A 24678-nucleotide genomic window follows, 5' to 3' on the forward strand; every position below is an offset into this window, starting at 1 on the left:
TCATTCGTAGGTGACCACGAGTTCTCCGCCGGCGAGGCCGACCCGGATCACGGAGCCCTCCTGGGCCTCCCCTGTGATCAGCGCACGTCCGATGCGGGTCTCGACCTCCCTCGCGATGAACCGGCGCAGCGGGCGGGCGCCGTACACGGGGTCGTATCCCCGCTCGGCGATGTACCTGAGCGCGTCCTCGGAGACCTCCAGCCGGATCCCCCGCCGGTCGAGCCGGCCGCGCAGCTCGCCGAGCATGAGGTCGACGATGCGCTCGATCTCCTCGGGGGTGAGCGGCTTGAAGATCACGATGTCGTCCACCCGGTTGAGGAACTCGGGACGGAAGCGGGAGCGCAGCTCCGCCATGACCTGCTGCTTGGCGTCCTGTTTGATCTCGCCCCCCGGGGTGACGCCCTCCAGGAGGTAGATGGAGCCGATGTTGGAGGTCATGATCAGGACGGTGTTGCGGAAGTCGACGGTCCTGCCCTGCGCGTCGGTGAGCCGCCCGTCGTCCAGCACCTGGAGCAGCGTGTTGAAGACGTCGGAATGCGCCTTCTCCACCTCGTCGAACAGCACGACGGAGTAGGGCTTGCGTCGTACGGCCTCGGTGAGCTGACCGCCCTCCTCGTATCCGACGTAGCCCGGAGGCGCGCCGACGAGGCGGCTGACCGTGTGCCGCTCCTGATACTCGCTCATGTCGATGCGGACCATGTTGTCCTCGGTGTCGAACAACGCCTCCGCGAGCGCCTTGGCCAGCTCGGTCTTGCCGACCCCCGTCGGGCCCAGGAAGATGAACGATCCGATCGGCCGGCGCGGATCCTTGATGCCGGAACGGGCCCGGATGACGGCGTCGGCCACCAGCTGCACCGCCTCGTCCTGGCCGATCACCCGCTCGTGCAGGATCTCGTCGAGGCGCAGCAGCTTCTCCCGCTCCCCCTCCTGCAGGCGGCTCACCGGGATGCCCGTCCACCTGGAGACGATCATCGAGATCTCGTCGTCGGTGACGACCTCGCGCAGCAGGCGCGCGACGCCCTGCTTGTTGAGCAGACGTTCCTCCTCGGTCCGCAGCCGCCGTTCGAGCTCGGGCAGCTTGCCGTGCCGCAGCTCGGCCGCGCGGTTGAGGTCGTAGTCGCGCTCGGCCCGCTCGGCCTCGGCGCGCACCTGCTCCATCTCGCTGCGCAGGGCCTGGACCGTGCGCAGCGCCTGGCGTTCGGCCTCCCACTGCGCGCGCATGGCATCGGCCCCGGCGCGCAGGTCGGCGAGCTCCCTGCGCAGCTCCTCCAGGCGGGCCCTGCTCGCGGTGTCCTCCTCCTTGGCGAGTGCGGTCTCCTCGATCTCCAGCCGCATCACCCGGCGGGTGAGCTCGTCGAGCTCGGCCGGCATGGAGTCGATCTCCGTACGGAGCATCGCGCAGGCCTCGTCCACCAGGTCGATGGCCTTGTCGGGAAGGAACCTGTCGGAGATGTAACGGTGGCTCAGCACGACGGCGGCCACCAGGGCACTGTCCTGGATCTTCACCCCGTGGAAGACCTCCAGCCGCTCGCGCAGGCCACGCAGGATCGACACGGCGTCCTCGACCGAGGGCTCGTCGATCATCACCGGCTGGAAGCGGCGCTCCAGGGCGGCGTCCTTCTCGACGTGTTTGCGATACTCCCCGAGGGTCGTCGCCCCGATCATGTGCAGCTCGCCGCGGGCGAGCATGGGTTTGAGCATGTTGCCCGCGTCCATGGCGCCCTCCGCCGCGCCGGCGCCCACCACCGTGTGCATCTCGTCGACGAAGAGCAGGATCCGCCCCTCGGAGGCCTTGACCTCGCTCAGCACCGCCTTCAGGCGTTCCTCGAACTCACCCCGGTACTTGGCGCCGGCCACGAGCGAGCCCATGTCGAGGCTGAAGATCGTTTTTCCTTTGAGTCCCTCGGGCACGTCCCCGTTGTCGATCCGCTGGGCGAGACCCTCCACGATGGCGGTCTTGCCCACTCCGGGATCGCCGACCAGGACGGGGTTGTTCTTGGTCTTGCGGGACAGGATCTGTATGACACGGCGGATCTCGGCGTCGCGCCCGATGACCGGGTCGAGTTTGCCCGCCGTCGCGTCGGCCACCAGATCGCGCCCGTACTTCTCCAGCGCCTCGTAGGCGACCTCGGGCATCGCCGACGTCACCCGCTGGTTACCCCGGATCGAGGTGAGCGCCTTGAGGAAGTTGTCCCTGCTCAGCCCCCTCTGGTGCAGCAGCCATCCGGCGGCGGTCTCGTTCCCCTCCTCTATCAGGGCGATGAGCAGGTGCTCGACCGAGACGTACTCGTCCTTGAGCCGGTCGGCCTCGCGCTTGGCCGCCTCCAGCAGGCGTGACAGCCGCTGCGTCACGTAGACCTGGCCGGGCTCGGCCCCGGGCCCGCTGACCCGGGGCCTGCGGCTCAGCTCGGCCTCCAGCTCCTCCCTGAGCCGGTTGGGGTCGGCGTCGGCGGCGAGCATAAGACGGGGTATCAGCCCCTCAGGCTGGTCGAGCAACGCCAGCAGCAGGTGCTCACCGTCGACTTCGGTATGACCGAAGCGAAGGGCCTTGGTCTGGGCGTCGTGCAGCGCTTCCTGCGACTTCTGCGTCAGCTGGTTCAGGTCCACGAAGAGCCTCCTTGGGGCCGGGAACGGTCGCGCAGGGCGGCCTCCAGTTCGGCGATGCGGTCCAGCAGATGCACCACGAGGCCGAGAGCGGCGTAGTTGAGCGAGAATCCCGCGCGCAGGCGCTGAACCCGCGCCATGACCCGCAGTTCAGGTATCGGGAACCACAGGCGGCCGGCGGCGTCGCGCTGAGCTTCGAGCACGCCGAGAACGACGAGGCGGCGCACCAGCTCCGGATGGGTCCCGGTGGCTCTGGCGAACGTCTCCAGGTCCAGCCGGTCCGGCCTGGTGAGGGAGTAGGTCATCACCGCCTCCTCGGATCGAACGTCGAGACCGCGGCGAGCCGCTCGAACAGGTGCCGCTCCTCTTCCGACAGCCGTGGCGGAACCATGATCCGCACCTCGGCGTACAGGTCACCCGGCTTGCCCCGGGAGCTGGGCATCCCCCTGCCGCGCAATCGCAGCCGCCGGCCGCTGGACGTGCCCGCGGGCACCTTGACCTTGGCCTCGCCCCCCGGGGTCTCGACCACGACGGAGGCGCCGAGCGCCGCCTCCCACGGGGTGACGGGGAGGTTGACGTAGATGTCGCGGCCCTTGACCCGGTAGCGGGGATGCGGCGCGATCCTGACGATCAGGTAGAGGTCGCCGGCGGGAGCCCCGTCACCGCCCCTGCCTCCCTGCCCGGCCAGCCTGATGCGCTGCCCGTCGGTCACACCCGCGGGAATCCCGACCTCCAGCCTGCGCGAGTCGCCCAGGACGATCGAACGCCGGCCGCCGTGGTAGGCCTCCTCCACGGTCAGCTCGATCTCGGCCTCCTGATCGGCGCCGGGGATCGGCCCCCAGTTCCGGCCCGCCCGGCCCCCGCGACCGGTGAAGATGCCTCCGAGGAGATCCTCGAGGTCGATGTCCTGGGCGAACCCCCCGCCGAACCCCGCGGCCCCTGCCCCTGCCCTGCCCTGCCCGGCCCGGCCTCGGGCGCGCGCCCAGGTCTCCGGGTCCACGCCCTCGGGCACCTGGCGGAAGTCGGCGCCGAACGCGTCGTAGCGGCGCCGGGTCGCCGGGTCGGACAGGACGCTGTAGGCCTCCGACGCCTCCTTGAACCGATCCTCGGCGGCCGGGTCCTTGTTGACGTCGGGATGGTTGTCCCGTGCCAGCTTCCGGTAGGCGCGCTGGATCTCGTCCTGGCTCGCGTTTCTCGGCACCCCGAGGATCTCGTAGAAGTCGCGTCCGGGGGGCATCATTCCCCCTTGGCCACCACGACCATCGCGGGCCGCAGCTGCCGTTCGCCGTCTCCGTAGGCAGGCCTTATCACGTGCAGGACGGTTCCTTCGGGGGCGTCCTCCTGCGTGAGCACGGCCACCGCCTCGTGCCTGGCCGGGTCGAACATCGTCCCGGCGTCGTCGCGGCGGGCGAAGCCGAGGCGGGAGAGCACGTCCTGGGCCTGGTCCCGGATCGCTTTCAGCCCCTCGACGATCGACGCGGGATCGGTCTCCGCGTGTTCGAGGGCGCGTTCCAGGTTGTCCAGGACGGGCAACCACTCGGCGGCCGCCCGTGCCTGTTCGTCGGCCCGCACCCGCTCAACGTCCCGGATAACGCGTTTGCGAAGGTTGTCCAGGTCTGCCAGAGCGCGTCGCCAGCGGTCCTCCAGGTCGGAGACCTGTGTCTGGAGCTCCTCGATCCGCTGCCGAAGCCCTGCCGCATCCGGTCCGGTGCCGGTCTCCGGCTCAGCTCCCCGCTCCCGCGCGGCGCCGGTCTCCGGTTCAGTCATCCGCTCCGGCCCGATGCCGGCGCCCGGACCGGCCCTCCGCTCCCGCGCGGTGCCTTCGTCCGGGACGGCGTGCTCGGTGCGCCCGGTTTCCCTTGGTTCGGATCGCTCATTCATTGGTCGTGAACTCCGCATCGATGACGTCGTCGTCGTTCCCGCCCTGACCGCCCTGACCGCCCTGGCCACCCTGAGCTCCCTGAGCGCCTTCTCCCGGCCGGCCGGGACCGCCCGAAGGGCCGGAGGCCGACGCTCCGAGGCTGTGGTACGACTGCTGCAGGTCGGTCGTGAGAGCCCGGAGCCGATCGAGCGGAACCTCCTGCTTGACCGCCTCGCGGGCGTCGGTCACCAGCATCTCGGCCCGCGCCTTCTCATGGACGGGCACCGCGTCCCCCAGCTCCGCCAGGCGCCGTTCCACCTGGTAGGCGACGCTGTCGAGCTCGTTGCGCGCGTCGATCAGCTGCCGCAGCCGCTGGTCCTCGTCACGGTGCCGCTCGGCGTCGGCGACCATCCGCTCGACCTCGTTCTGGTCCAGGGTCGAGCTCTCGGTGATGGTGATGCGCTGCTCGGCGCCGGTGTCCTTGTCCTTGGCGGAGACGTTCAGGATCCCGTTGGCGTCGATGTCGAAGGTCACTTCGATCTGGGGTACGCCGCGCGGCGCCGGCCTGATGTTCTCCAGTCGGAACCGTCCGAGGACCCGGTTGTCGGCGGCGCGCTCACGCTCGCCCTGCAGCACCACGACGTCCACGGCGGTCTGGTTGTCCTCCGCGGTGCTGAACACCTCGGAGCGGCGGGCCGGAATTGTGGTGTTCCGCTCGATGACCTTGGTCATGATCCCACCGAGTGTCTCGATGCCCAGCGAGAGCGGCGTCACGTCGAGCAGGACGACGTCCTTCACCTCGCCCTTGATGACGGCCGCCTGCACCGCGGCGCCCAGCGCCACGACCTCGTCGGGGTTGACCGTCATGTTCGGGTCCTTGCCTCCCGTCATGCGGCGCACCAGGTTCTGTACGGCGGGCATCCTGGTCGAGCCGCCCACCAGGATCACCTCGTCGATGTCGTCGGCGGTGAGCTTGGCGTCGGACATGGCCTGCTGGACCGGACCCTTGCAGCGCTCGACGAGATCGGCGGTGATCTCCTCGAACGTCGCCCGCCTGAGCGTGGTGTTCAGGTGCTTGGGCCCCGAGGCGTCCGCGGTGATGAAGGGCAGGCTGACCTGCGTCTGGGTGACCGAGGACAGCTCGACCTTGGCCTTCTCCGCCGCCTCGAACAGCCTCTGCAGGGCCTGGGGGTCGCTGCGCAGGTCGATGCCGTTGTCCCGCTGGAACTCGTCGGCGAGATGGTCGACGATGCGCCGGTCGAAGTCGTCCCCGCCCAGGTGGGTGTCACCCGCGGTCGCGAGCACCTCGACGACACCCTCACCGACGGTGAGGACGCTGACGTCGAAGGTCCCGCCGCCCAGGTCGAAGACCAGCACGGTCTCGTTCTCCTTGCGGTCCAGGCCGTAGGCGAGGGCCGCCGCGGTCGGCTCGTTGATGATCCGCAGCACCTCAAGACCCGCGATCTTTCCCGCGTCCTTGGTCGCCTGGCGCTGGGAGTCGTTGAAGTAGGCGGGCACGGTGATGACGGCCTCGGTGACCTTCTCCCCGAGGAACTTCGAGGCGTCGTCCACGAGCTTGCGCAGGACCGCGGCGGCGATCTCCTCGGGCGCGTACGACTTTCCGTAGACCGTGAAACGAACGGCCCCGTCCGGCCCCGAGACCACGTCGAACGACACGGCGTTCAGCTCGCTGGCGACCTCGTCGTGGCGGCGGCCGATGAAACGCTTGGCCGAATAGATCGTTCCCTTGGGGTTGAGGATCGCCTGGCGGCGGGCCAGTTGCCCTACCAGACGCTCTCCCTGCTCGGTGAACGCCACCACCGACGGCGTCGTGCGCGCCCCCTCGGAGTTGGGAATCACCGTGGGTTTGTCACCTTCCATCGCGGCGATGACCGAGTTGGTGGTGCCAAGGTCGATTCCAACTGCTTTAGCCATTTTGGCCTCCTGTTTGCGCCGACCCTCGCGTATGCGCCGATATCGACACCTACATGCGCTGTGACGCCGACACTCGCCGGGCGGTGGCGGCGCCGCGTCCTCAGAACCGACGGTTCCATGCCTCGATGGGCCGCATGCCGGAGCGGCCGGGTACGGCAGACCTCGTGAACGGACTCCCCCGTCTTCGTCCGGCTCGGCCCTCAGGGGGTCTCTCCGGCCGCGGCGGCGAACCCGGCGTCCGGCTCCCGGGGGTGCGAACGGTTCCGTCCGCACCGCCGTCCCTCACCGGAGGTTCTCCCACCTTGCGCGAAGCCTCCGTTATGGGAGGTCTCTCATGTTGCCGGAAGCCTCTCGCTGCACCTGGGGCAGGCCGGCGTCGAGCAGCTTGCGCGCCTCGACCGCGTGCTCGGCCGTGACCAGGACCTCGTAACGCTCGGCGACCAGGGAACTGGAGGAGAGGAAGTCCCGTTTCCCTCCGGTGAGCGCGTGGGCGATCAGCCCGAAGATCGCTCCCGCTATGGCGCCCCAGATCAGACCCCACAGGGGCAGGGCGATCGGGAAGCCCCTGGCGAAGATCGCGAAGAACAGGCCGATCAGCAGACCGAACCAGGCACCCGAGGCGGCGCCCATCCCGGCCGCCCGCAGAGAGGTCAGCCGCCCGAGCACCTGTTCGATGAGCCGGAGGTTCACTCCGACGATCATCGTGTGCTCGACCGGGAACCGCTGGTCCGACAGATAGTCCACGGCCCGCTGGGCCTCGGCATAGGTATGGAAGGTGGACACGGGCTCGTGGCCGGTCAGAGTGATATCAGGTCGCATGGCGCTTCCCTTCACGGTGATTCCTCCTACCCACCGTGACCGCACCGCGGCGATCGCACATCCCCAGGTCTGGTAATCAGTCCGCCGGCTTCAAGCCTCCTGCGCGGCCGTTTTCGCCGCTCTGCGCCTGACGAACAGCATGGTCCCGGCACCGACCAGCACCGCGGCCGCCAGCCCCGCCCAGGAGACGCCCTTGAGCCACTTCTCCGCGACCCTGCCCAGGTAGTAGACGACCGCGGTGGTCCCGCCCGCCCAGACGATCCCGCCGAGCACGTTGGCGATCAGGAACTTCCAGTACGGCATCCGGACCGCACCCGCGAGCGGACCGGCCAGGATGCGCAGCAGCGCGACGAACCGGCCGAAGAACACCGTCCACATGCCGTAACGCTGGAAGTATCGCTCCGCCCTGCCGATGTGCCCCGGACCGAAATGCTTGGGGAACCTGCGGCCCAACCGGTCGAACATGGGCCTGCCGCCCTTGCGGCCGATGGCGTAGCCGATCGAGTCACCGACGATGGCTCCGGCGCTCGCGCAGACGCCCACCCAGATCGGGTCGACCGCCCCCTGCGCCGCCAGCAGCGCGGAACTGACCAGCACGATCTCCCCGGGCAGCGGAATGCCCAGGCTCTCCACCCCGATCACCAAACCGACCAGGAGACAGATCCACAGCGGAGAGATCGCCTGGAGCCACGCGTCGACATGCATGACAGACACCTTATTGCGGCGTCCCGACCGCCCCTCTCAGGCCGGGGCGGAGCCCGACGCCACGATCTCCCTCACCACGGAGGCGCCGACGGCCGGGCGGTACCGGAAACCACGGCTCACTCTTTACCCGGCGCCAGACCGTGCCGGAAGGCGTAGGTCACCGCCTGGGCTCGGTCCCGCAGGCCCGCCTTGGCGAACAGATTGTTGACGTGGGTCTTGACCGTCGCCTCGGAGATGAACAGCTCGCCGGCGATCTCCCCGTTCGACCGCCCCGCCGCGATCAACCGCAGCACCTCGCCCTCGCGGGGCGTCAGCCCGTCGGGCAGGCCGGGCACGTGGCGGCCCCTGGTCACCGCCTCGGCCAGCCGCCGCTGGATCCCGGGGTCGAACTGGGCCTGCCCCTCGACCACGGTGGTGATGGCGCAGGCCAGCGACTCGGCGTCGGTGTCCTTGGTCAGGTAGCCGCGCGCCCCCGCGCCCAGCGCGGCGAACACCGACTCGTCGTCGGAGTAGGTCGTCAGGACCACCACCTGAACGTCCGGGTGGTCCGCCCGAATCCGGCGGGTGGCCTCCACCCCGTCCATCCGGGGCATCCGCAGGTCCATCAGCACCACGTCGGGCCGGAGCGAGGCGACCAGGCGCATCGCCTCCTGCCCGTCGGACGCCGTTCCCGCCACCTCGATGCCGGGGAGCAACCCGAGCAACAGCACCAAACCCTCGCGGACGACGGTCTGGTCGTCGGCGACCACCACCCGAACGGTCACCGGGCCACGCTCCTCACCTTGAGACCACTCCCGCGAACGGGAGTCGTACGGGCCCCCGAGACCGCATGACCCCCCACCGTCGTCCCGGAGACACCCGCGGTCACGAGACCCCCCGGCGCCGTCACGCGGGCACCCGCAGCAACACGCTGAACCCCTCCGCGCCCGCCCCCACCGCCAGCGACCCGCCGATCAGCTCGGCTCGCTCCCGCATGCCCACCAGGCCGTAGCCGCCCCCCGACGACGCCAGCCGATCCGGGGTGCCCCCGGTGTCACGCACCTCCAGCTCGCACCAGCTCCCTAGACGGCGCAACGCCACCGACACCGCCGCGCCCCGCGCGTGCTTCCGCACGTTCGTCAACGCCTCCTGGGCGGTCCTGGCCACCGCCATCCTCGCCCCCGCCTCCAGCGAGTCGAACTCCCCGGCGACCGAGATCGAGCAGGGCGCCCCGGTCGCCGACCGGAACTCCACCGCGAGCCGCTCCAGCCGCTCGGTCAGCGGCAGTTCCTCCCCCCGCAGCGTGTCGAGCGCCCTGCGGGTCTCCTCCAGTCCGGCCCGCGCCAGCCCGACCGCGCGATTGACCCGGTCCAGGGTCGCCGCCGGATCACCCCCTCGCTCCAGGAGCAGCCGCGCCCCCTCCAGATGCACGATCTGCGCCGACTGCGAGTGCGCCAGGATGTCGTGAACCTCCCTGGCCAGCCGGGTCCGCTCGGCGAGCACCGCCTCGCGCGCCCTCGCGTCGGCGATCTCCGCGCCCTGCCTCCGCGTCTCCCCGAGCCGCTGGATCACGAAAGCGAGGATCGCCGAGTAGGTCAGGCCCAGTACGTTCCCCAGGATGGCTCCGAGCTCCATCCCGGTCAGGAGGGAGATGCCCGCGAAGGCCGCCATGTCGAACACCGCCAGCGCGGCCGCGGCCCAGGCCCCCGTCCTGAACGGCGCGACGTAGACCATCGCGTAGAGGAAGGCCATCCCGCTGTAGGGCACGAATCCGTTCAGGGTCAACCCGCCGAGCAGGGCCACCGCCAGCAGGATGGAGTTGCGCCTGTCCCCCTCCAGCGCCAGCGCACCCAGCAGGCAGCCGACGGCCGCGGCGCCGACGGGCAACGCCAGCGCGAAACCCGGCCACCCCCAGCGCGTCGTGACGTCCACCAGGCCGTAGACCGCGCCGAAGATCAACTGCCCGACCAGCAGCACGACGAAGGCCCGGCGCACGAAGGGGCGAGCGAAGAAGGCCACGCCGTCACGCTACCGGCGCGCCGAGGGCGTGACCATGGTCCCGTGGGTGGAGACCCCCTCCACCCACGGCCGGGGAGAACGGCCCCTCCGATCATCGCCCCGGCCCGTACGGGAACCACGACGTGGGCGAACGGCCCTGTCCTCGCAGAGCCTTCACGGGGCCATCACAGCGCCCCCACGGAGTCGTTCCCCACCCCGGAGGGGGACGGCGTCCGTCCCGGGATGGACATCCGCATCTCCACCGCAGACGCCACGAATCTCCCCCTTCCCGGGTGTCATCGTCGAGATCATGTCAGCCATCGATGTCGTCCATCTGAGTAAGTCGTTCGGCGACGTCCACGCCGTCGACGACCTGTCGTTCACCGCCGGACCGGGGGCGATAACGGCCTTCCTCGGTCCCAACGGGGCGGGGAAGACCACCACCCTGCGCATGATCCTCGGGCTGGTCACCCCCACGACGGGCACCGCGACGGTCGGCGGCGCGCCGTACCGCGACCTGGACCGGCCGATCACCATGGTCGGCGCGGTGCTGGAGGCGACGGCCTTCCACCCCGGTCTGACCGCCCACGCCCACTTGGAGGCGATCCGCGTCGCCGCCGGGCTGGACCCCTCACGCGTGGCACACGTCCTGGACCAGGTCGACCTCACCGGCGCGGCCCACCGGAAGGTCCACGGTTTCTCCCTCGGCATGCGCCAGCGACTCGCCCTGGCCACCGCCCTGCTCGGCGATCCGGGCATCCTCGTCCTGGACGAGCCGGCCAACGGCCTGGATCCGGCGGGCATGCGCTGGTTACGCGGCTTCCTGCGGGCCTACGCCCACCAGGGACGCACCGTCCTGGTCTCCACCCACGTGCTGTCGGAGATCCAGCAGATCACCGACCAAGTGATCATCATCTCGGCGGGACGGCTCCTCTTCGCCGGCCCGCTGCCCGCCGGCTCCGACCTGGAGGAGCTCTACCTGGAGGTGACCGGATGAAGCGCCTGATCCACGCGGAGCTGTTCAAGGCCCGCTCGAACCGCGCGGTCTGGATCCTGGCCGCGATCACCCCGGCGTTCTGCGCGCTGTGGGCACTCCTGTCGGTGTCACTGATGAACCTGGACAGCCCGGTACCGCTCGACCAGCGGGTGGAGAACGTCTACAACATGGCCCAGCAGGCCTACATCTTCACTTTCGTCCTGGGCGTCCTCGGCATGACCGGGGAGTACCGCCACCAGACGATCACCTGGTCCTTCCTGGTCACACCCGTGCGCGGCCGGGTGGTGACGGCCAAACTGGTCGCCTACGGACTGATCGGCCTGCTCGTGGCGGCCGGGTCCACCCTGGTGACGTTCGGCGCGGGCGCCGCCCTGCTCGCCGCGGGCGGGCACCCGATGACGACGCCGGACCTGCCGGCCGTCCTGGCCGGGACGACGCTCAGCATCGCCCTGTACGCCGTGTTCGGCGTCGCGCTCGGCGCCCTCATCCGCAACCAGGTCGCGGCGATCGTCGTGGCGGCCGTGTGGTTCGTCTTCGGCGACTACCTTCTCTCCTCGCTCCTGCCCGAGCTCGGCCGATGGCTGCCCACGGGGGCGGCCCGCGCGGTCGGCGGCATGACCCTGCAGAGCGGTGACCTGCTGCCCGCCTGGGGCGGCGGGCTGCTGTTCGCCGCCTACGTCGTGGCGATCGTGCTCGCCGCCCGCCTGATCACCCTGCGCCGCGACGTCACATGAGGTCACGGATCGCGGCGTGGGCCGCGTCGCGCATCATGGCGTGCAGCGTCGCGTTGGACTCCCGGTCGGTGCGCACCTCGACGATCCGCGGCCCCTCCCCGCGCAACGCCTTGGCCAGCTGGCCGGGTTCGTTCACGAAGGTGTACGGCGTGCCGGTGGAGGCGGCCACGTAGCCCAGGTCCACCCCGTGCGCGGTGCCGAAGATCCGCTCGAACGGATCACGCAACGCGGCCTGGGGCAGCAGCGAGAAGATCCCGCCACCGTCGTTGTTGACCACGACCAGGCACAGGTCGGGGCGGGGCTCACGGGGCCCGAGGATCAGCCCGTTCTGGTCGTGCAGGAAGGTCAGGTCACCCATCAGGGCGTAGGTGGGGCCGTTGTGGGACAGCGCCGCGCCCATGGCGCTGGACACCACGCCGTCGATCCCGGCGGCTCCCCGGTTGGCCAGGATCCGCAGGCCCCTGCGGGGACGCATCGCCTGGTCCAGGTCGCGGATCGGCATGGAGGACCCGGAGAACAGCAGCGATCCGTTGGGCAGCGTGTCCACCAGGTCACGGGCCAGGCGCGGCTCGCTGAGGCCGGCTCCGTCCAGCACCTCGTCGATCGCGCCCCTGGCCGCCGTGTCGGCGCGGCGCCAGGAGTGCAGCCAGGCGTCGTTCCCCGCGGGAATGGGGATCTCCACCTCCTGGGCCACCTGGGTCGCCGAACGGGTCGGGTCGGGCCAGCGGGTCATGTCGCGGGCGACCACGACGTGCTCGTCGGCCTGCTTGAGCCAGCTCAGCAGCGGCCGGGACAGGCTGGGGCGGCCCAGGGTGACCACCACCTCCGGCCGGTGCCTGTCGGCGAACTCGGGGGTGCCGAGGAGGAAGTGGTAGGCGGACATGGCGTGGTCGCCGTAGCGGGCGCCGCCGTTGGGCTCCGACAGGACCGGCCACCCGGCCATGCCCGCCGCCGCCACGTATCTGCGCACGTTGGACGCGCCGTCGCCGACGACCAGCACGCCCCGCCGCGTCGGCTGCAGGTGAAGCGCCACGGGCGGGGAGGCCACCCTGGCGCGGATCCACGGCCCTGTCGCGTCGCCCTCCAGCGACTCGCACCAGGAGGTGTCACCGTCCGGGACCAGCGGCTCACGGAAGGCCAGGTTCAGGTGGACCGGCCCCGGGTCGTAGGGACCCAGCGAGCGCTGGTGGGCGCGGCAGGCCAGGGAGCGCCAGTAGGCGACCTGACCCGGACGGTCCTCGGGCACGCCGACCTCGCTGAACCAGCGGACGGCCGAGCCGTACAGCTTGATCTGGTCGATGGTCTGGCTGGCGCCGGTGTCGCGCAGCTCGGGGGGCCGGTCGGCGGTGAGCACCAGCAGCGGCACCCCCGACTCGTGCGCCTCGATGACGGCCGGATGGAAGTTGGCCGCCGCGGTGCCGGAGGTGCAGATCAGAGCCACCGGACGCTCGCTGCGCCGTGCCAGGCCGAGCGCCAGGAAGGAGGCGGAGCGCTCGTCCACGCGCACGTGCAGCCGGATGCGGCTGTCGGCGTGCACGGCGAGGGCCAGGGGCGTCGAGCGCGAGCCGGGCGCGAGCACCACGTCCGTGAGGCCACAGCGCGCAAGCTCGTCGACCAGCACGGTCGCGAGCGCGGTCGCGGGGTTCACCGCAGTGCCTCCCTGGGCATTCGCATACGCACCGGCCGGCCCGCCTCGCGGCGGGCCGGCGCCTCCTCCATCACGAGGTGACGTCCTCCAGGACCGTACCCCGCTCCGATCACCTCTGCCATTACGGCCGACGCGGGAACTTGCCGAAATCGGGGGCGCGCTTCTCCTTGAACGCGTCGCGGCCCTCCTGCGCCTCCTCGCTCATGTAGTAGAGCAGGGTGGCGTCACCGGCGAACTGCTGCATCCCCGCGGCCCCGTCGGTCACCGCGTTCAGCGCGCCCTTGAGCATGCGCAGGGCCAGCGGCGACTTCTCCAGCATCTCCCTGGCCCAGCTGACCGTCTCCTCCTCCAGCCGGGCGAGGGGGACGACGGCGTTGACCAGGCCCCAGTTCAGGGCGGTCTGCGCGTCGTACTGGCGGCAGAGGTACCAGATCTCGCGGGCCCGCTTCAGGCCGACGGTCTCGGCCAGCAGCCAGGAGCCGTAGCCGCCGTCGAAGGAGCCGACCTTCGGGCCGGTCTGCCCGAAGACCGCGTTGTCGGCGGCGATGGACAGGTCGCAGCAGACGTGCAGCACGTGGCCGCCGCCGATGGCGTAACCCGCGATCATCGCGATGACCGGCTTGGGACAGCGGCGGATCTGCACCTGCAGGTCCAGCACGTTGAGCCGGCCCACATGCGGGGTCGACTTGTCGACGTAGCCGTCGTCGCCGCGGATCTTCTGGTCTCCGCCCGAGCAGAAGGCCCTGTCGCCCGCGCCGGTGAAGATGATCACACCGACCTCGGGGTCCTCCTGCGCGATGTTGAAGGCGTTCTTGAGCTCGAAGAGCGTCGTCGGACGGAACGCGTTGTGCCGCTCGGGACGGTTGATCGTGATCTTCGCGATGCCCTCGGCGGTCTCGTAGATAATGTCCTCGTACTGCCCCGACGGCTTCCAGTCGACCGTGCCCCCGGTCGCGCTCACCGTCTCGGGGGTCTCCCCGCTCACCGCTCGCTCATCCGTGCTCAGCTCGACTGGCTCCGTGCTCACGATCGCCTCGCCCTCTCCGCCGCGCCGGGGCCGCTCCCCAGCCTGTCGGCACTAACCTTACGACTATGATGACCATTCCTATGCACGGGGAGTGGCCTTCCGTGGACCGGGAGCTGCACGCGATCATGTCCCCGGCCGGGCCCGAGCTGTTCCGGGCCGTCGGCGCCGCCCTCGACGGCCGCGGCCCCGCCGTCCTGCCCCTGTCCCCCGACCTGCCCGCCCCCGCGCTGCGGGCGACGCTGGAGGCGTTACGGCCCACCCACGTCGACGGCGTACGGTACCCCGGCGGCGTGGGGGTGTCCGCCGACGTGGCCCTGGTCATCGCCACCAGCGGCTCGACCGGCGTCCCCAAGGGCGTGCAGCTCTCCGCCGACGCCCTGCGGGCCTCCGCGGCCGCCTCGCTGCGCCGCCTGGACGCCCGCCCGGGTGAGCGATGGCTGTGCTGCCTGCCCCCTTCCCATGTCTCCGGCCTGCAGGTGCTCGTCCGATCGCTGCTGGGCGAGACCGAGCCGATCGTGCACGACGGGTTCTCCCCCGAGGCGGTGCTCGCCGCCGACGCCGATCACGTCTCCCTGGTGCCGACCCAGCTCAGGCGCCTGCTTCACGCTGATCTGTCGGTCTTCAAGACGATCCTGCTCGGCGGCGCCGCCGCTCCGGCGGAGCTGCTCGCGGCGGCCGAGGCCGCCGGCGGCCGGGTCGTCACCACGTACGGCATGAGCGAGACCTGCGGCGGGTGCGTCTACGACGGCGTTCCTCTGGACGGCGTGGATCTCGAGGTCGGCGCCGACGGCCGGATCCGCATCTCCGGCCCGGTGCTGTTCCACGGTTACCGGCTCCGCCCCGACCTCACCCGGGCCGCCCGCGACGGCGGCTGGTTCGTCACCTCCGACCTCGGCACGCTGGCCGACGGGCGGCTACGCGTGCTGGGACGGGCCGACGACGTCATCAACACCGGCGGCGAGAAGGTCGTCGCCGCGACCGTGGCGGCCGTCGTGGCCGAACACCCCGCGATCACCGATGTCGCCGTGGTCGGCCGCCCCGACCCCGAGTGGGGCGAGCGGGTGGTGGCCGTCGTGGTCTCCTCCGCGCCCCCGCCCCTGGCCGAGCTCCGCGCCTTCGCCAAGGAGCGGCTCCCCGCCTACGCGGCCCCCGCCGAGCTGATTGTTCTGTCCGAAATACCGCTTTTGCCTAATGGCAAGCCAGACCTCGCGGCCCTCCGTTATGGTCTTCAACGGGAACCATGAAGGTGCTTCCGCACGTCCAAGAGGCAGCCGGAGCAGGAAGGACGAGCCCGATGAACGTAACCCGCAAGACCTGGGTCTCCGCTGGGATCGTCGGTGCGGTCCTCGTCGGCGGCATGTCCGTCGCGGCGGCCGCCGCGGACGGCGGAATCGAAAAGATCAAGGGCGGGACCGGAAAGATCGAGAAGGTCGGCGAGCGCACCCCCGTCGAGCCGCGGCAGCCGGGCACCTCCTCGCCCCAGAGCCCGCCCCCCTCGGGAGAGACCCCTCCCCCGTCGGACGACGTGGTGTCCAGGGAGATCAACCCGGACCCGGGGCAGACCGCGCGATACTGGACCGACGCCCGCCTGGAGGGGGCGCAGCCCATGCCCATGCCCGAAGGCCCGGTGAACGTGACCGAATAGGCCTGTCACACGCCCCTGACCGGGGTGGATGGCATGGACGACAACCCATCCATCATATTTTCCGAGTCAAACCGGGAACAGAAAGTTCTTGGTCGGGGTTATTGGTACTGGTGCGTTGAGGGACCCCCAGCACCCCACCCAACAAACTGTACGCAGACGACTCCGTGATGGAGGAGGTGTCCTCATGCCCCAAACCGCCGCGGCGACCTCATCTGAGACCTCGACGGCCCTTGAACAGTGCCTTGACCGAGGGCGAGCCCAGGGCCACCTTTCCCTTGCGGAGCTGCGTCGCGCCTTCGCCGAGGCGGGCATCAGCCCAGCCGAGGGCAGGTCGATCCTGCGAGAGCTCACCGAGGCGGGAGTCAGCCTGGCGGCCGAGAACGAGTCTCCCCTCGCCGCCGCGAAGAAGTCCGCGGCCAAGAGCACCCGCAAGACCGCCGGGCGCAAGACCAAGGCCGAGACCGCGAAGAAGCCGGCGACCGCCAAGACCGAGACCGCCCCCAAGGACGTCGAGGCGGAGATCGACGACGAGGAGTGGACTCCCTCCGGCGAGGTCGAGCTCGAGGCCGAGCCCACCATCGACCTGGACGACCAGTCGTCCGTCATGGGCGACTCGGTGCACACCTACCTGAAGTCGATCGGCCGCCGCACCCTGCTCACCGCCGCCCAGGAGGTGGAGCTCGCCAAGCGCATCGAGGCCGGCCTGTACGCCGAGTCCAAGCTGGAGTCCCAGCCGGGCCTGTCCGCCGCCGTGCGCGACGATCTGGAGTGGGTGGCCGAGGACGGCCGCCGCGCCAAGGACCACATGCTGGAGGCCAACCTCCGCCTGGTCGTCTCCGTCGCGAAGAAGTACACCGACCGCGGCATGGCCCTGCTCGACGTGGTCCAGGAGGGCAACCTCGGCCTGATCCGCGCGGTCGAGAAGTTCGACTACACCAAGGGTTACAAGTTCTCCACCTACGCCATGTGGTGGATCCGCCAGGCCATCCAGCGAGGCTTCGCCGACTCGGCCCGCACCATCCGCCTGCCCGTCCACGTGCTGGAGATGCTCTCCAAGCTGTCGCGCGTCGAGCGCGACATGCACCAGCGCCTGGGCCGCGAGCCCACGGCGGAGGAGCTGGGAATCGAGCTGGACAAGAGCCCCGACCAGATCGAGGAACTGCTCCGCACCAGCCGCCAGCCGATCAGCCTCAACGCCACCATCGGCGAGGACGGCGAGACCACCATCGGCGACCTCATCGAGGACGTCGACTCCCCCGAGGCCTCCGAGGTGGTGGACCGCCAGCTGCTCGGAGAGCAGTTGCGCGGCGTGCTCGGCAACCTCTCCCCCCGGGAGGCCAAGATCATGGCCCTGCGCTTCGGGCTCGTCGACGGCAAGCCCCACACCCTCGACGAGATCGGCAAGCACCTCGGGCTGACCCGTGAGCGGATCCGCCAGCTGGAGAAGGAGTCCCTCTCCAAGCTCCGCCACCCCAGCAACACGCGCCCGCTGCTCGACTGGGCCAGCTGACCGCTTCGCGAGGCGCCGCCGCGAGCTCTTCTCGCGGCGGCGCCTTCGTCTTGACGGAGCGCCCGAGCCCGCGTGATCCCGTGGGCGATCAGCCTGTCCAGGTTGGCACGATCCCGTTGACGATCGGCATCGGCGGTCTCGCCGCCGGACGGCCGAAAGTCCCGCCCCGTCCCGGCGGGATGTGCGGGAGACTCCGGGCTCCTGCCCGTTGTACCGGCCGATGAACGACGACACCCACCGCGACAGGTCGCGGTGGGTGCGGAATCGAATCGTCGTCGCCCCTTCGGCAGAAGGAGCGGGGGGTCACCTCGCGCCGGGCACCCGGAGGGGAGCGGGGGCGGCCTCGGGACGCCCGGAGGCGGCCGGGCGCGGAACCCGGGCGATGCCGGTCAGGCGGTTCTGCTCACGCAGAGTGCGCAGGCGGTTGACCTCGGCGGTCCACTCGGCGCCCTTCGGGGTGGCCTTGCCCTTGCGGCGGCGGATCCGGTCGTCGTAGGACTTGATCCCGAACGCCGCCCGCTGACTGGCCTCGGCGCTGCGCAGCGCCTCGGTCAGCGCACTGTCGAAGGCCAGACCGGCGGCTCGAAGCTCCTGGGGAGAGGCATGGTCGGCCTGTGTCCGGCGCAGCGCGGCCTCCGCCGTCCGCGCCTTCTCCAGAAGCTCGGGGAAGCTCTTCCCGACCTCCTGGTCAGCGTGGTGACGAACCTCCGCCTCCCGGCTCACGCGCGGTCGGAAAAACGCCATCTTCTGCCCTCTCTCATCTGTCCGCCGGACCTTCCCCGGCACGTCACGGCTCCTGGCTCTCGCCTCCGGCGTGAAAACCGGGGCACCGGCCCGCATCTCGGGTAGCTTACGCCGTTCCCCTCCGTCTCACGCACTCAGGGATCGAGCCGTCCGGCGCGCCTTCCTTTACACAGTAAGGTCAAGGGTGGCAGGATGCTCGGTATGCCTGCCAAACGACCACCCGTCCCGCTCTCCAGGGAGCGCATCATCGATGCGGCCCTGCACATCGCCGACAGCCAGGGGCTGAGGCGGCTGACGATGCGGCGGCTGGGCGACGCGCTCCAGGTGGAGGCGATGGCCATCTACCATCACCTGCCGCGCGGCAAGGACGCCCTCATGGACGCGCTCGCCGAGCACGTCACCGCCGTTCACGTCGAGCCCGGCGGGAGCTGGCAGGAATGCGCGAAGGCCTGGTGCCGGGCGAGCCGGGACGCGCTCAGGGAGCACCCGGGGGTGCTGGCGCTGGCGCTGACCAAGCCGCCCAAGGGGCGCACCGCGCTCGCCATCAGGGAGCAGACCGACCAACTGGCCGAGGCGGGGCTCGGCGACGCGCCGGAGGCCGTGCGGGCGCTGCGCGCCTACGTCTTCGGCGCGGTGGCGGTGGAGGTGCAGCAGTCCGGCTGGGCCGAGCCAACGGATGATCATGATGGGCCATGGCGCCCTCCGTCGCAGGGCGGCGGCGATCCGAGGTCCGACGCCGACTTCGAACTCGGCCTGGACGCACTCCTGGCGGGGTTGACCAGGCACTGAGCCATGCCGGAGACTTGTTCTGGAGGGTTTGAGCGACTGGCGGCGTGTCACGCTTGGCCCGGTATCATTCCATGAGGCATGCTGTGCGATAGGTCACACCCCCCCGAAAGCTCCCGAGGGACTCACCCGATAGCAGTTCGCAAACAGTCCTAACGGACTATGTCGCCGGGGTGGGATCAGATCGCACACTTGTTCCTGATGTGCGGGCCTCACTTTGTCCGGGGCGCGCACGGCCATACGTCAACCATTTCAGATGCTCGTCTCCCCGTCCTGCGTGGAAACGGAGTCCCATCGGGGACGGTCCCCACCGGCTGTCCGATGTCGACCCCAGCGAGCCGACACGAGAGATCCGGAGGCACGCCGATGTGCCCGCACGAGCCGTCCTGTCCGTCCGCCGACGCGCTGGACCGCGAAGCCGCCCGCACGATGGCAGCCCATCCCGAGCAGGGATGGAGCCTGCTCTGCAACGGTGTGGTGTTGTTCGAGGACACCGGCGAGCTCCTGCCCGACGGCGCCGTCATCGAGCCGCACCGTCCACTGGCCGGCGTCGTCTGACCGTCACGCTCCGACCATCACGCCGAGCCCGGCCGCATCCTCACATCGAGCCACTCGGCGACGGCCTCCCCCACACGGGCGGGGGCCTTCTTGAGATCGTGGCCCTCCCCCGGAAGCACCACCAGTCGCGCGGTGTCCGCCGCCTCGGGCACGCCGAAGGGGTCTCGGTCTCCGCTCACCACCAGCACGTCCACGCCCGCCGCGCGCAGCTCCCCGGCGCGAGACCGCTCCGGTCTGCCCGGCGGGTGCAACGGGAACGCCAGCGCGACGACCGCCTCGGCCCCGGCCCGCGGAGCCGTACGGCACGCGACCCTGGCGCCGTTGCTCCGCCCGCCCTGCACGAGCGGCAGCCCCGGATAGCGCCCGCGAAGCGCGGCCACCAGCGCCTCCCACGCCTCGTCCTGCTTGACCGCCGACCCCGGCGCCCGGGCGCCCCGCATGCGGAACGGCTGAAGCACCCGCGCGACCACGCCCCCGATTCCCGTCACGGCGTCCCGTACGGCCAGCAGGTCCGGGGCGTCCACTCCCCCGGCCGAACCGTGGGTGAGCACCAGCAGGAAGCGGGCCGCGGCGACCTCGTCGATCTCCGCGACGGCCGGGCCGTGCGGAGTCACGATCTCCACAGGCGGCACCGCGACCGCGGTGGACACGCGTCTCGAACTCGGAGTGGACACAGATCTCGTCCTAACGGCTGATACCAAGGGCCGCACTCACGTGGAGAATCAGAGAGTGCCGGACTATCAAGATATTCGCCAGGACATGCGAGCCACCATCGAGGCCCGCCGGGAGCTCGGCCCGGAATACGAGGCCGCCCTGGTCGAGTCGTTCGTCGAGCGCCTCGACCAGAGCATCGCCCACCGCGTCCGGGCCGAGATGCACGCCGCCGGGGCCCCGCCCCACCCCTCTGCCCCGCCGCGGAAGAAGAGCGGCAATCCCTCGATCCCGATCGCGCTGGGCTCGATGGGCATCGGTATCCCGCTGACCGCCATCGCCGCGACGGAGGCGGGCACCGCGGGGCTGCTGCTGGCCTGGGTGGGCATCGTGGCGATCAACCTCGCCCACGCGATCGGCAACCGGCGCGACCGCGGCCGCGACTGAGACCTGAGCCCCCCACGGGGCTCAGGCGTCGCGGTCGAGCCGGAGACGGACCTCGGCGGCGAGCTCCTCGTCGGTGCTTTCCAGTCCGTAGCTCCACACCCGCTCGGCGTCCTCGTCACGCCCTCTGAGCGGGAGCGTGCGGGCCAGGAGCTCGATGGCCAGCGCGCTGGTCTCGACGTCGCCGCCCTCCTCGACCGCCGCGGAGAACTCGGCGCACGCCAGCTCCAGATGGGCGATGCCGAGCATCACCCGTAACCTGGGCACCTCGGCCACCTCCGGCACCGAGAGCGCCTCCAGGAGCACCTCCGCGGCCGCGCCCGCCTCGCCCTCCTCCAAGAACACCTCGGCCAGCCTCTGAGCGGCCCGAGAGGCGATCTCCGGGTCGGCGGTGGCCAGAGCCGCCCGCAGCGCCTCCTCCGCCTCCTGGTCCCCTGTGGCGAGCCTGGCGAGGGCCATGTGCGCCAGCGGGACGTAGGCCGGATTGCCGAGCCCGAGCGCGGCCTGCCAGGCGGCCCGGGCCTGGTCGACCAGATCCTCCCGCTCGAAGCTCCCGGCGAGCAGGCAGGCGGCCTGCGCGGCGAATTCCGGGTGACCGGTCCCCAGTGCCGTGCGCGCGGCCGCACGGGCTCCCGGCACGTCTCCGCTCTCCTCCAGCACCACCGCCAGACCCACCGCCGCCTGGGCCCGGTCGGGCTCCGCCGGATCGGCGGCCAGTTCCGCGAAGATCGTGGCGGCGCCGTCGAGATCGCCCGCCTCGGCCAGCTTCCGCGCGGTGTGCAAGGGACGCGTGTCCACCTCTGGCATGCAAGGTCCTTCCCCGGAATAAGGAAACGCCCCGAGCCTAACGACTCGGGGCCACGCACGTCCCCCTCCATAGGCGACGGGTGTGCGGCTCACCCGGCGAGGTGAGCCGCACCGGGTGGATCAGTCCTCGTAGGCCTCCAGCGGCGGGCAGGAGCACACCAGGTTGCGGTCGCCGTAGGCCTGGTCGATGCGGCGGACCGGCGACCAGTACTTGCCGTCGCGCAGGGAGGCCAGCGGGTAGGCCGCCTCGGTGCGCGTGTAGGGGTGGGCCCACTCGTCGGCGACCAGGCAGTCGGCCGTGTGCGGGGCGTTGCGCAGCGGGTTGTCGACCTTGTCGTACGCCCCGGAGGCGACCTTCTCGATCTCGCCCCGGATCGCGGTCATCGCCTCGCAGAACCTGTCGAGCTCGGCCAGGTCCTCGCTCTCCGTCGGTTCGATCATCAGCGTGCCGGCCACGGGGAAGGACATGGTCGGCGCGTGGAAGCCGTAGTCGATGAGCCGCTTGGCCACGTCGTCCACGGTCACGCCGGTCTCCTTGGTGATCTGGCGCAGGTCGATGATGCACTCGTGGGCGACCAGGCCGCCGCGGCCGGTGTAGAGGACCGGGTAGTGCGGGCTGAGCCTGCGGGCCAGGTAGTTGGCCGACAGGATGGCCTGCTCGGTGGCCGCCCTGAGCCCGTCGGCGCCCATCATCCGGATGTACGCCCAGGAGATGGGCAGGATGCCCGCCGAGCCGTACGGCGCGGCCGAGACCGGGCCGACCGGGGAGTCGTCGCGCAGCGGGTGGCCGGGCAGGTAGTCGGCGAGGTGAGCGCGGACCGCGACCGGGCCGACGCCGGGGCCGCCGCCGCCGTGCGGGATGCAGAAGGTCTTGTGCAGGTTCAGGTGGGAGACGTCCGCCCCGAACTCACCCAGCTTGGCCAGGCCGACCAGCGCGTTGAGGTTGGCGCCGTCGACGTAGACCTGGCCGCCCGCCTCGTGCACCAGCTCGCAGATCTGGACGATCGTCTCCTCGTACACGCCGTGCGTGGACGGGTAGGTCACCATGATCGCGGCGAGCCGGTCACGGTGCTTCTCGATCTTCGCGGTGAGGTCGGCGAGGTCCACGTTGCCGTTGTCGTCACAGGCGACCACGGTCACGCGCATGCCCGCCATGACGGCGCTGGCGGCGTTGGTGCCATGCGCGGAGGACGGGATCAGGCAGACGTCCCGGCTCCCCTCGCCACGCGCCTTGTGGTAGGCGCGGATCGCCAGGAGGCCCGCGAACTCGCCCTGGGAGCCGGCGTTGGGCTGGATCGACACGGCGTCGTAGCCGGTGACCTCGGCCAGCCAGCCCTCCAGCTCCCCGATCAGCTCGATGTAGCCCCTGGCCTGGTCCTCGGGAGCGTAGGGGTGCAGCCCGGCGAACTCCGGCCAGGTGATCGGCTCCATCTCGGTGGTCGCGTTGAGCTTCATGGTGCAGGAGCCCAGCGGGATCATCGACCGGTCGAGCGCGATGTCCTTGTCCTGGAGCTTGCGCAGGTAACGCAGCAGCGCCGTCTCGGAGCGGTGGCTGTGGAAGACCGGGTGGGTCAGGTATTCGCTGGTGCGCACCAGGGCGGCGGGCAGGGCGTCGTGCGTGGTGGAGTCGAGGTCGGCCAGGACCGCGCCGTTGACCTCGAAGGCCGCCAGGACCTGCTCCAGATGGACGAACTCGGTCTTCTCATCGCAGGTGACGCCCACGTGGTCGGCGTCGGCCAGGCGCAGGTTGATCCCGTTGTCGCGGGCCGCGGCGACGATCTCGGCCGCGCGGCCGGGCACCCTGGCCAGCACGGTGTCGAAGAAGGTGTCGTGCACGACCTCGACGCCGCCCTGGCGGAGGCCCTCGGCGAGCACGACGGCGTGCCGGTGGGCGCGGAGGCCGATCCGGCGCAGCCCCTCGGGACCGTGGTAGACGGCGTACATGCCCGCGATCACGGCGAGCAGCACCTGCGCGGTGCAGATGTTGCTGGTCGCCTTCTCCCTGCGGATGTGCTGCTCGCGGGTCTGCAGGGCGAGCCGGTAGGCGGGGCGCCTGTCGGCGTCCTGGGAGACTCCGACCAGGCGGCCGGGCATCTGACGCTGCAGTCCCTCGCGAACCGCCATGTAGGCCGCGTGGGGGCCGCCGAAGCCGAGCGGGACGCCGAAGCGCTGCGAGGAGCCGATCGCGATGTCGGCGCCGAGCTCGCCGGGCGCGGCGAGCACGGTGAGGGCGAGCAGGTCGGCGGCGGCGACCACCTGGGCGCCGATCGCGTGCGCGGCGTCGGCGACGGCGCGGAAGTCCCCGACCCGGCCGCCGGCGCCCGGGTACTGGACGAGCACGCCGAAGCACTCGGGGAGTTCGCCAGTGAGGTCGTTCTCGACCAGCTCGATGCCGAGCGGCTCGGCCCGGGTCCGCAGCACCGCCTTGGTCTGCGGCAGCGCGTCGGCGTCGACCACGAACACGTTCGTGGTCGTGCGGCTCGCGCGGCGGGCCAGGGTCATGGCCTCGGCCGCGGCGGTGGCCTCGTCCAGCAGGGAGGCGCCGGCGACGTCGAGCGCGGTCAGGTCGGAGACGACCGTCTGGAAGTTGAGCAGGGCCTCCAGCCGGCCCTGGGAGATCTCCGGCTGGTAGGGCGTGTACGCGGTGTACCAGCCCGGGTTCTCCAGGAGGTTGCGGCGGATGACACCCGGGGTGATCGTGTCGTGGTAGCCGAGGCCGATCATCGAGGTGAGCACGCTGTTGCGCTTCGCGAGGGCGCGCAGCTCGGCGATGGCCTCGGGCTCGCTCGCCGCCGGGGGCAGGCTCAGCCGGTCGGAGACCCGGATCGCCTCCGGAACGGCCACCGCGATCATGTCGGCGGTGGAGGCGAATCCGACCGCCTCCAGCATGCGGGTCTGGGCTGCGTCGTCAGGCCCGATGTGGCGGGTCGCGAACGGCGGAGATATGAGCTCACTGAGCGGTGACAGGTCGGTCATGGAGAGCCTCCCGATGCGGTGGAGACCGGCGCAGGGCGCGGGCGTATGCCGGATTCCCCCTCTGTCACCTCGACCTGAGAGCTTCGCCTTCCCTGCCGGGGAGACTTTCACCGTCGGTGAGACACGTCTGGCGGACGTGCCTTCTTTCCAGAGTTGCCTCATCCGCGCGGTACAGGGTGCCTGAGAGATTCCGGGGAGGTTGCTCCTTCGGCGCCCCGATCTTGTCGGGGTCTCTCCCGCACGGTGTCAG

Annotated in this window: 23 protein-coding genes and 1 riboswitch; of the genes, 8 read left to right on the forward strand and 15 right to left on the reverse strand. The window is 70.9% G+C overall.

What is annotated here, in order from left to right; translation table 11 throughout:
* The 9 genes from clpB to J2853_RS16440 form a co-directional block, all read right to left on the reverse strand.
* Complete coding sequence (gene clpB, locus J2853_RS16400) at positions 1 to 2607, reverse strand: ATP-dependent chaperone ClpB (RefSeq protein ID WP_307558841.1); 2607 nt, start codon at positions 2605 to 2607, stop codon at positions 1 to 3.
* Positions 2598 to 2909 carry a chaperone modulator CbpM gene (locus J2853_RS16405; protein ID WP_307558843.1) on the reverse strand — a complete coding sequence of 104 codons (312 nt, stop codon included), beginning with the start codon at positions 2907 to 2909 and terminating at the stop codon, positions 2598 to 2600. The genes clpB and J2853_RS16405 overlap by 10 nt, the downstream gene beginning before the upstream one ends.
* Positions 2909 to 3841 (reverse strand): DnaJ C-terminal domain-containing protein, encoded by a 933-nt coding sequence (locus J2853_RS16410; RefSeq protein ID WP_307558845.1) that lies wholly within the window; start codon positions 3839 to 3841, stop codon positions 2909 to 2911. Before J2853_RS16410 ends, J2853_RS16405 begins: the two co-directional genes overlap by 1 nt.
* Positions 3841 to 4485 (reverse strand): nucleotide exchange factor GrpE, encoded by a 645-nt coding sequence (locus J2853_RS16415; protein WP_307558847.1) that lies wholly within the window; start codon positions 4483 to 4485, stop codon positions 3841 to 3843. The genes J2853_RS16410 and J2853_RS16415 overlap by 1 nt, the downstream gene beginning before the upstream one ends.
* Positions 4478 to 6400, reverse strand: a complete 1923-nt coding sequence (gene dnaK, locus J2853_RS16420; protein WP_307558849.1) for a molecular chaperone DnaK — start codon at positions 6398 to 6400, stop codon at positions 4478 to 4480. The genes J2853_RS16415 and dnaK overlap by 8 nt, the downstream gene beginning before the upstream one ends.
* Positions 6401 to 6718: 318 nt before the next feature.
* Positions 6719 to 7219 (reverse strand): YflT domain-containing protein, encoded by a 501-nt coding sequence (locus J2853_RS16425; protein ID WP_307558851.1) that lies wholly within the window; start codon positions 7217 to 7219, stop codon positions 6719 to 6721.
* A 90-nt stretch (positions 7220 to 7309) separates the two neighbouring features.
* Complete coding sequence (locus tag J2853_RS16430; protein ID WP_307558853.1) at positions 7310 to 7924, reverse strand: DedA family protein; 615 nt, start codon at positions 7922 to 7924, stop codon at positions 7310 to 7312.
* Between the two features lie 116 nt (positions 7925 to 8040).
* Positions 8041 to 8688, reverse strand: a complete 648-nt coding sequence (locus J2853_RS16435; protein WP_307558855.1) for a response regulator — start codon at positions 8686 to 8688, stop codon at positions 8041 to 8043.
* Between the two features lie 121 nt (positions 8689 to 8809).
* Positions 8810 to 9922, reverse strand: coding sequence for a sensor histidine kinase (locus J2853_RS16440; protein WP_307558856.1), 1113 nt, complete (start codon positions 9920 to 9922; stop codon positions 8810 to 8812).
* A 289-nt stretch (positions 9923 to 10211) separates the two neighbouring features.
* Between J2853_RS16440 and J2853_RS16445 the strand changes: the two genes are divergently transcribed.
* Both J2853_RS16445 and J2853_RS16450 read left to right on the forward strand, forming a co-directional pair.
* Positions 10212 to 10898: an ABC transporter ATP-binding protein gene (locus J2853_RS16445; RefSeq protein ID WP_307558858.1), complete on the forward strand. Its 687-nt coding sequence runs from the start codon at positions 10212 to 10214 to the stop codon at positions 10896 to 10898.
* Positions 10895 to 11632 carry an ABC transporter permease gene (locus J2853_RS16450; protein WP_307558860.1) on the forward strand — a complete coding sequence of 246 codons (738 nt, stop codon included), beginning with the start codon at positions 10895 to 10897 and terminating at the stop codon, positions 11630 to 11632. Before J2853_RS16445 ends, J2853_RS16450 begins: the two co-directional genes overlap by 4 nt.
* Here the strand turns inward: J2853_RS16450 and menD are convergent.
* Positions 11625 to 13280 (reverse strand): 2-succinyl-5-enolpyruvyl-6-hydroxy-3-cyclohexene-1-carboxylic-acid synthase, encoded by a 1656-nt coding sequence (gene menD / locus J2853_RS16455; RefSeq protein WP_307558862.1) that lies wholly within the window; start codon positions 13278 to 13280, stop codon positions 11625 to 11627. The genes J2853_RS16450 and menD overlap by 8 nt on opposite strands.
* A gap of 121 nt (positions 13281 to 13401) precedes the next feature.
* Positions 13402 to 14241: a 1,4-dihydroxy-2-naphthoyl-CoA synthase gene (menB, locus tag J2853_RS16460; protein WP_307568696.1), complete on the reverse strand. Its 840-nt coding sequence runs from the start codon at positions 14239 to 14241 to the stop codon at positions 13402 to 13404.
* Between the two features lie 131 nt (positions 14242 to 14372).
* Between menB and J2853_RS16465 the strand changes: the two genes are divergently transcribed.
* The 3 genes from J2853_RS16465 (at position 14373) to J2853_RS16475 (ending at position 17462) form a co-directional block, all read left to right on the forward strand.
* Entirely contained in the window at positions 14373 to 15551 is a 1179-nt protein-coding gene (locus J2853_RS16465; RefSeq protein WP_370879277.1) for an AMP-binding protein, read from the forward strand.
* Positions 15552 to 15601: 50 nt separating this feature from the next.
* Entirely contained in the window at positions 15602 to 15952 is a 351-nt protein-coding gene (locus tag J2853_RS16470) for a hypothetical protein (RefSeq protein ID WP_307558864.1), read from the forward strand.
* A gap of 184 nt (positions 15953 to 16136) precedes the next feature.
* Complete coding sequence (locus J2853_RS16475; RefSeq protein ID WP_307558866.1) at positions 16137 to 17462, forward strand: RNA polymerase sigma factor; 1326 nt, start codon at positions 16137 to 16139, stop codon at positions 17460 to 17462.
* Between the two features lie 303 nt (positions 17463 to 17765).
* Here the strand turns inward: J2853_RS16475 and J2853_RS16480 are convergent, their stop codons facing one another.
* On the reverse strand, positions 17766 to 18206 hold the full coding sequence (locus tag J2853_RS16480; protein ID WP_307558868.1) for a hypothetical protein: 441 nt from the start codon (positions 18204 to 18206) through the stop codon (positions 17766 to 17768).
* Positions 18207 to 18407: 201 nt separating this feature from the next.
* Between J2853_RS16480 and J2853_RS16485 the strand changes: the two genes are divergently transcribed.
* On the forward strand, positions 18408 to 18995 hold the full coding sequence (locus J2853_RS16485) for a TetR/AcrR family transcriptional regulator C-terminal domain-containing protein (RefSeq protein WP_307558870.1): 588 nt from the start codon (positions 18408 to 18410) through the stop codon (positions 18993 to 18995).
* 363 nt (positions 18996 to 19358) lie between these two features.
* Positions 19359 to 19550, forward strand: coding sequence for a DUF5999 family protein (locus J2853_RS16490; protein ID WP_307558872.1), 192 nt, complete (start codon positions 19359 to 19361; stop codon positions 19548 to 19550).
* 17 nt (positions 19551 to 19567) lie between these two features.
* Here J2853_RS16490 and J2853_RS16495 read toward each other — a convergent pair whose 3' ends face one another.
* Positions 19568 to 20173, reverse strand: a complete 606-nt coding sequence (locus tag J2853_RS16495; protein ID WP_307558874.1) for an alpha/beta hydrolase family protein — start codon at positions 20171 to 20173, stop codon at positions 19568 to 19570.
* 136 nt (positions 20174 to 20309) lie between these two features.
* Here J2853_RS16495 and J2853_RS16500 point away from each other — a divergent pair, with 136 nt between their 5' ends.
* Positions 20310 to 20648 (forward strand): hypothetical protein, encoded by a 339-nt coding sequence (locus tag J2853_RS16500; RefSeq protein WP_307558876.1) that lies wholly within the window; start codon positions 20310 to 20312, stop codon positions 20646 to 20648.
* 21 nt (positions 20649 to 20669) lie between these two features.
* Here J2853_RS16500 and J2853_RS16505 read toward each other — a convergent pair whose 3' ends face one another.
* Together J2853_RS16505 and gcvP are read right to left on the reverse strand one after the other, a co-directional pair.
* Positions 20670 to 21452, reverse strand: a complete 783-nt coding sequence (locus tag J2853_RS16505; RefSeq protein ID WP_307558878.1) for a hypothetical protein — start codon at positions 21450 to 21452, stop codon at positions 20670 to 20672.
* 120 nt (positions 21453 to 21572) lie between these two features.
* Positions 21573 to 24428 carry an aminomethyl-transferring glycine dehydrogenase gene (gcvP, locus tag J2853_RS16510; protein ID WP_307558880.1) on the reverse strand — a complete coding sequence of 952 codons (2856 nt, stop codon included), beginning with the start codon at positions 24426 to 24428 and terminating at the stop codon, positions 21573 to 21575.
* Between the two features lie 157 nt (positions 24429 to 24585).
* A riboswitch (glycine riboswitch) is annotated at positions 24586 to 24677 on the reverse strand.
* Position 24678 lies beyond the last annotated feature (1 nt).

It is taken from the genome of Streptosporangium lutulentum, assembly GCF_030811455.1.
Classification (GTDB): domain Bacteria; phylum Actinomycetota; class Actinomycetes; order Streptosporangiales; family Streptosporangiaceae; genus Streptosporangium; species Streptosporangium lutulentum.